General features: G+C 60.2%; 4 protein-coding genes. 1 reads left to right on the forward strand and 3 read right to left on the reverse strand.

Features of this window, described 5'->3' with window-relative positions; all coding sequences use genetic code 11:
- Positions 1 to 2,318 (reverse strand): sensor domain-containing diguanylate cyclase (locus GIW04_RS26195; RefSeq protein ID WP_236479340.1); only part of this gene is annotated, 2,318 nt, incomplete at its 3' end.
- Between the two features lie 253 nt (positions 2,319 to 2,571).
- Complete coding sequence (rlmKL, locus tag GIW04_RS26200; protein ID WP_120248449.1) at positions 2,572 to 4,836, reverse strand: bifunctional 23S rRNA (guanine(2069)-N(7))-methyltransferase RlmK/23S rRNA (guanine(2445)-N(2))-methyltransferase RlmL; 2,265 nt, start codon at positions 4,834 to 4,836, stop codon at positions 2,572 to 2,574.
- Between the two features lie 532 nt (positions 4,837 to 5,368).
- Between rlmKL and rmf the strand changes: the two genes are divergently transcribed.
- Positions 5,369 to 5,584, forward strand: coding sequence for a ribosome modulation factor (gene rmf / locus GIW04_RS26205; RefSeq protein ID WP_002553055.1), 216 nt, complete (start codon positions 5,369 to 5,371; stop codon positions 5,582 to 5,584).
- A 121-nt stretch (positions 5,585 to 5,705) separates the two neighbouring features.
- On the opposite strand, the gene GIW04_RS26210 is transcribed toward rmf, so the two are convergent.
- Positions 5,706 to 6,725 (reverse strand): quinone-dependent dihydroorotate dehydrogenase, encoded by a 1,020-nt coding sequence (locus tag GIW04_RS26210; RefSeq protein WP_003193260.1) that lies wholly within the window; start codon positions 6,723 to 6,725, stop codon positions 5,706 to 5,708.
- Positions 6,726 to 6,861 lie beyond the last annotated feature (136 nt).

Consider the following 6,861-nt stretch of genomic DNA (forward strand, 5'->3'; position numbering starts at 1 on the left):
AAAAGAAAAGGAAGGAAGGGAGGGAAGATGCAGTGACAGAGACAGCACAATACGATAAGAGCTGGGAGGAGGGGAATGAGAAGGATGAGGAGATTGAATTTTTTTATCAAGCAGAAGACGGCATACGAAATGCCAGCGACAGTCTCGTGGGCTCGGAGGTGTATATAAGAGACAGCTCCCCCGCCGATCCGGCAAAACACATCGGTGCGGCGCAAGCGTTGGCCGATACGCTTGCACAACTCCTGCAGCACGCCGTCGCCCACGGCATGGCCGTGCTGATCGTTGATGCGCTTGAAGTGGTCGATATCGAGCATGATCAACGACAGCGCGCCAGACATACGGTTGAGCCGGAGCATTTCGCCCTTGAGGCGATCCTGGAAATAGCGGCGGTTATAGATCCCTGTCAGAGAGTCGGTGATGGACAGCGCACGCAGTTCTTCCTCGACCCGTTTGAGATCAGAAATATCCGACACATAACCGTGCCAAAGCGTACCGCCTCCCGGCAACTCTTCCGGCGTCGCTTCGCCGCGAATCCAGCGCAGGCCTCGTTGGGGTAATTGCACGCGGTACTCTTCGCGCCAATGGCTCAGTTGCAACGCAGAAAGGCGTATCGACGCACGCACGCGCTCCAGGTCCAAGGGGTGAATGCGCTCCAGCACTTTGCCCGCATCCTGCTGCAGCATGCCCAGTTCGATTTCATAGATATCGCGCATGCCTTCGCTGGCATAGATGAAACGCCAGGTGTCCTGGGGCTCCAGGGTGAACTGGAAGATCCCACCCGGCACGTGGGCGCTGAGTTTTTTCAGCAGGCGGTCGCGTACAGCAAGGGCCTCATAGGCGCGCTTTTGCTCGGTGACATCCAGGTAAATCGCCAGGTGCCCGACCCACAGGCCATGGTCATCCAAGAGCACGGTCGGCAACATGTTGACCGTCAGTTGGCTGCCGTCCTTGCGCACCAGCGTCCACTCACGTCCTTCATGTTGACTGTCCGGGCTCTCCACCAGCATCGCCTGGCTCGCGGGGATGCGCTTGCCCAGCGCCCTGCTCAACGGCTCAGCGCGGGCGTCGAGTTCCATGGCTACGTGCAGACGGTCCAAGGTCATATGCCCCAGCACCTCCTCGGCCGTAAAGCCCAGCATCTGCTCGGCACCGGCATTGAAGGTGTTGATCACCCCGCGCAGGTCCGTGGCAATGATCGCCACTTGAGTCGCCGCATTCAGCACGCTGCGCAATTGCCCATGGGCGCCACGCAACTCCTGCTCACGGGCGCGCAATTGTACGGTGCGTTGCTCCACCAGTTTCAGTGCGCGCTGGCGCTGGCTCACCAGCATGTAAAGCAGCGCACTGAGCAAGGCGCTGAGCAACACGCCCATCGCCAGAATGGTGTGCATCGAAGAATGGTTGGCCCTGTCGAACACTTCGCTGGCGCTCAGGCTCAGGGCGTAGACATGATCGCCCAGGGTGAGGCGGCGCGCAGCCGTCAAGCCGCTGCTGCCCAAGGTGTTGCTGGAGGCATACAACACCCGTTGCTGGGTGTCGGAGGTGTCTACGATCTGCATCACCAGGTTGTCCCGGTTGGGCCTGGGCAACCCCTCGGCTACCAGCTGACGCATGCTGATCACCGCCATCACATAACCGTAGGGCTCGGCACCAGCGAGTTTGCTCACGGGCGCCACCAACAACACGCCTGCGGCATATGCGGGTTCCACCCCCACCAACTGCATGGGTTGCGACACTGCCAGCTGGCCGCTTTCTTGCGCACGCTCCAGGGCTGAGCGACGCAGGGGTTGGGCCAGCAGATCAAAGCCCAGCGGCGAGCCCAGCAGACTTTGCGTCTGGCTGTACAGCACCGGTACATATTCATCGCGTTCGGCCGCTGGTGCCAACTCACCTGCAGTATTCAGTTCGCGGATACTGAAGGGAATGCCGCGCTGGCGAGAAATGTCCTGCTCAAACAGGTTGCGCTGCGTGCGAAATACCCGTGGGGCCCAGGCATAGGCACGGGCATGCAACAACAGCGGTTTGGCGAAACCGTCGAACTCGGCGCGAGACACCTCGCCGGAATTGACGAAAAAGCGCTGCAAGCTGCCCAGGCGTTGCTCCTGGTCTTCAAAACGTTCCTGGATGCGGGTGTAGCGCTCGTTGACCAGCAACTGGAACCGCTGGCGCACCTGTTGCTGATATAAGTCGGATGCCGCCCACGCGACGACCACCGTCAGCGCGCTACCGATCAATAACACCACCAATGCCACCAGCCAAGCCGATGCCTGCTCACTGATAAAACCAAGGATTTTCGGGCGAACGACTTGCATCGGCATAGGCAACACTCACAGCGCCAGTGTGCGGGGGTGTCACTTTGGCTAGGGCTTAAGTTATAGCCATCGGTCAGGGGTTTGACCAGTGCAAAACCGTCAACGGACTTATTGTGGCGAGGGAGCAAGCTCTCTCACCACAGAGGTTTACCGTAGGAGCGAGCTTGCTCGCGAAACACTCACAGGCACCGCGTTCATCCAGGATATCCGCGTTATCGTTGACGTTTTTCGCGAGCAAGCTCGCTCCTACAGGTGGAAATCAGCGTGCGGTGATTTTCCAGGCGCGGTGGATCTTGGCATTGCGCGCAAAATCCGGGTCGATGGTCTTGTCGCTGATTTCCTCGACCGCATAGCGTTCGCTGAGGTTGTCTTCCAGCTGGAACTTGCGGAAGTTGTTGGAGAAGTACAACACGCCACCCGGCGCCAGGCGCGCCATGGCCAGGTCGAGCAACTGCACATGGTCACGCTGCACGTCGAAGATGCCTTCCATGCGCTTGGAGTTGGAGAAGGTCGGCGGGTCGATGAAGATCATGTCGAATTCATCGCGGCTCGCTTCCAGCCACGCCATCACGTCACCCTGTTCCAGGCGGTTCTTGTCGGAAAAACCGTTGAGGGAGAAGTTGCGACGCGCCCAGTCCAGGTAGGTCTTGGACAGGTCGACGCTGGTGGTGCTGCGCGCACCGCCCTTGGCGGCATGCACACTCGCGGTGGCGGTGTAGCAATACAAGTTGAGGAAACGCTTGCCCGCCGCTTCCTTCTGGATGCGCATGCGCATCGGGCGGTGGTCGAGGAACAGGCCGGTGTCCAGGTAATCGGTAAGGTTGACCAGCAACTTCACGCCGCCTTCACTGACCTCGGTGAATTTACCTTGGGCACTCTGACGCTCGTATTGCTTGGTGCCGCTCTGACGCTCACGACGCTTGACCACCACACGGCTCTTGTCGACGTTCAGTGCCTGGGGAATGGCCGCCAGGGCATCGAACATGCGGGCCGAGGCTTTTTCCGGGTCGATGGATTTAGGCGCGGCGTACTCCTGCACGTGCACCCAATCGTGGTACAGGTCGATGGCCATGGAGTACTCAGGCATGTCGGCGTCATACACACGGTAGCAATCCACGCCTTCGCGCTTGGCCCATTTGCCCAACAGCTTGAGGTTCTTCTGCAGGCGGTTGGCAAACATCTGCCCGCCTTCGCTCAAGCGCGCCTGCTCCACCACGGGGGCCGGGGCGGGCTTGATCGGGTTGCCGTTCTTGTTGTACTGACGCTCTGCCGGCTCGCTCGGGGCCTGATCGTAGGCCGCTTGCTCACGTTCGGCCTGGCGCTGTTCAGGAGTGCGGCGTTCGCCGGTGACGAACTGATCCGGGTTGACCTTGATCAGCAACAATTTGCACGGCAATGCGCCGTTCCAGAACGAATACTGTTTGTGGCTACGGATACCCATGCGCTTGCCCAGGTCCGGCGCGCCGGTGAACACTGCGGCTTCCCAGCCCATACAGGCTTGGCGCAAGCGTTCGCCGAGGTTCTGATAGAGATACAACAGGCTGGCTTCGTCACCCAGGCGCTCACCGTAGGGTGGGTTGCAGATCACCAAACCTTTCTGATTCTGATCCGGGCGCGGCTCGAACGTGCCCACTTCGCCCTGGTACACCTTGATCCAGTGGCTCAGGCCGGCGCGTTCGATGTTGTTGCGTGCGGGCTGGATCAGGCGCGGGTCGGCTTCGTAGCCACGTACCCACAACGGCGGCTTGTTCATGCCGATGGCGGCACGCTCAGTGGCTTCTGCGTGCAGTTTTTTCCACAGCGCCGGGACGTGGCCCAGCCAGGTGGTGAAACCCCAGAGTTCACGGTTGAGGTTGGGGGCCATGTCGGCGGCGATCATCGCGCCCTCGACCAGGAAGGTACCCACACCGCACATCGGGTCTGTGAGTGCGCCGCCTTCGGCTACAATACGCGGCCAGCCGGCGCGGATCAGGATCGCCGCCGCCAGGTTTTCCTTCAGGGGTGCCGCGCCCTGCTGCAGGCGGTAGCCGCGCTGGTGCAGGCTGTGGCCGGAGAGGTCCAGGGACAGGATGGCTTCGCCACGGTCCAGGCGCAGGTGAATGCGCAGGTCAGGGTTGATCTTGTCGATGGACGGACGTTCGCCGGTCGGGGTGCGCAGTTTGTCGACGATCGCATCCTTGACCTTCAGCGCGCCGAAGTGGGTGTTGTCGATGCCCGAGCCATGGCCGCTGAACTCCACCGCGAGGGTACCGTCGGGGACCATGTGGTCAGCCCATTCGATGTCCAGCACGCCGTGGTAAAGATCCTCGGCGTCCTTCATCGGGAAGCGCTTGAGCACCAGCAACACACGGTTGGCCAGGCGCGACCAGAGGCACAAGCGGTAGGCGGTTTCCATGTCGGCCATGCCGCGCACGGCCGAGGTGTGCTCGCGGGCTTCCTCAAGGCCAAGCCCGACGGCTTCCTCGATCAGCAGGCCTTCGAGGCCCTTGGGGCAGGTGAGGAAGAGTTCAAAACGGTCCGACATGGGGCATTCCAGGCTTTTCAGCAATAAGTGAACAGGCGACGCATCGCCGGTTCGGTTTTCAATCAAGCACTTTTCTCGAAGAGTGCTCGCGTGGCACGAATGTGCCGTTCCACCCCGTCTGGCGGGCTCTTGAGCCTTTATGGGCGAGGCAGAAGAAGAATGTTGCGCAACAAAAAGAAATATTCCGACCCTTCGTCGAATAATAACCGACTGCAACAGGCGGGCATTCTCACTAAGGAATTAAACCATTCCTCTTTGCAGGGCACATCATAGCTGGCTTTGCCCTATAAAAGGGGCGAATAACCAGCCCAGCTTATGGCTATAGCATCGTTATCGTTACGTGCTTATGACAAAACGATCATTGAATACATGTGACCTATTGGTTAGAACTCAACACAGGTTGGCGCCGTAACGGTGCCAACACATTGGCTCGCCACGCCGGCAGCGAGCCCACCAACGGCAGAAAAACTCTGCCCGGCCTTGGACAAGGCCGAAGGATATCTAGACAGTCAACAAGTGAGGGAAACACCCTATGAGAAGACTTAAGCGTGATCCGTTGGAAAGAGCATTTTTACGCGGATATCAATATGGCGTTCATGGAAAATCCCGTGAGCTTTGCCCATTTACTCTACCGTCGGTACGCCAAGCCTGGATCAACGGCTGGCGAGAAGGACGCGGCGACAACTGGGACGGTATGACTGGCACTGCGGGCATCCACAGACTCAACGAACTTCACGCCGTCGGCTAATCAGGGGATTTAATTGCGACACACACATCTTTGAATCTGTAACGACTTAACCACGCGCGCCCCATCCGGGCGGCGGGCTTCGGCCCAGGGGCTCCTTCATGGAGCCCTTTTTATTGCCTGCTCAGCGCAAGGCAGCGATGGCATCCACCGACTGGCGAATCAATGCCGGGCCTTTGTAGATGAAGCCGGAGTACAACTGCACCAGGCTGGCGCCGGCCGCGATCTTCTCAGCCGCATGCTTGCCTTCGGTGATACCGCCCACCGCGATGATCGGCAAACGCCCAGCCAACTCGGCCGCCAGCACCTTGACGATATGGGTGCTCTTGTCACGCACCGGTGCGCCCGACAGGCCGCCCGCCTCGTCACCATGAGCCAGGCCTTCGACGCCCACGCGGCTGAGGGTGGTGTTGGTCGCAATCACCGCATCCATCCCTGAATCCACCAGGGCCTGGGCCACCAGTACGGTTTCTTCATCGCTCATGTCCGGCGCTATCTTGATAGCCAGCGGCACACGCTTGCCATGACGCACGGCCAAGTCTTCCTGGCGCTGGCGCAAGGCTTCGAGCAGTTGCTTGAGGGAATCACCAAATTGCAGGCTGCGCAGGCCCGGGGTGTTGGGCGAGCTGACGTTGACGGTGACATAGCTGGCGTGGGCATAGACCTTGTCCAGGCAAATCAGGTAGTCATCCACCGCACGCTCCACCGGCGTGTCAAAGTTCTTGCCAATGTTGATACCCAGGATGCCGGTGTACTTCGCCGCCTGAACCCGCGACAGCAGATGGTCGACCCCGAGGTTGTTGAAGCCCATGCGATTGATGATCGCCTCCGCTTCCGGCAGGCGGAAAATGCGCGGCTTGGGGTTGCCCGGTTGCGGCCGCGGCGTTACGGTGCCGATTTCGACAAAGCCGAAACCCAACTGCGCAAACCCGTCGATGGCCGCGCCGTTCTTGTCCAGGCCGGCTGCCAGCCCGACCGGGTTGGGGAAGTTCAACCCCATCACCGACACCGGCACTTTCGCCGGTGCCTTGCATACCAGGCCATTGAGCCCCAGGCGGCCACCGGCACCGATCAGGTCCAGGGACAGATCGTGGGAGGTTTCCGGGGAGAGTTTGAACAACAGCTGGCGGGCCAGAGTATACATGGGCGGGCTAGACTCGGATGGCGGCAAAAGGTGGCGGTGATTATAGCCGGGGTGGTGGCCTGCATGCGAGGCGTGCCACCTGATCTCATTGACGTTGCGCCGTCAACGCCTCATAACGCACCCAGATCCTTTCGGC

It is taken from the genome of Pseudomonas sp. PA-4-8C, from assembly GCF_021606625.1.
Taxonomy (GTDB): domain Bacteria; phylum Pseudomonadota; class Gammaproteobacteria; order Pseudomonadales; family Pseudomonadaceae; genus Aquipseudomonas; species Aquipseudomonas lactis.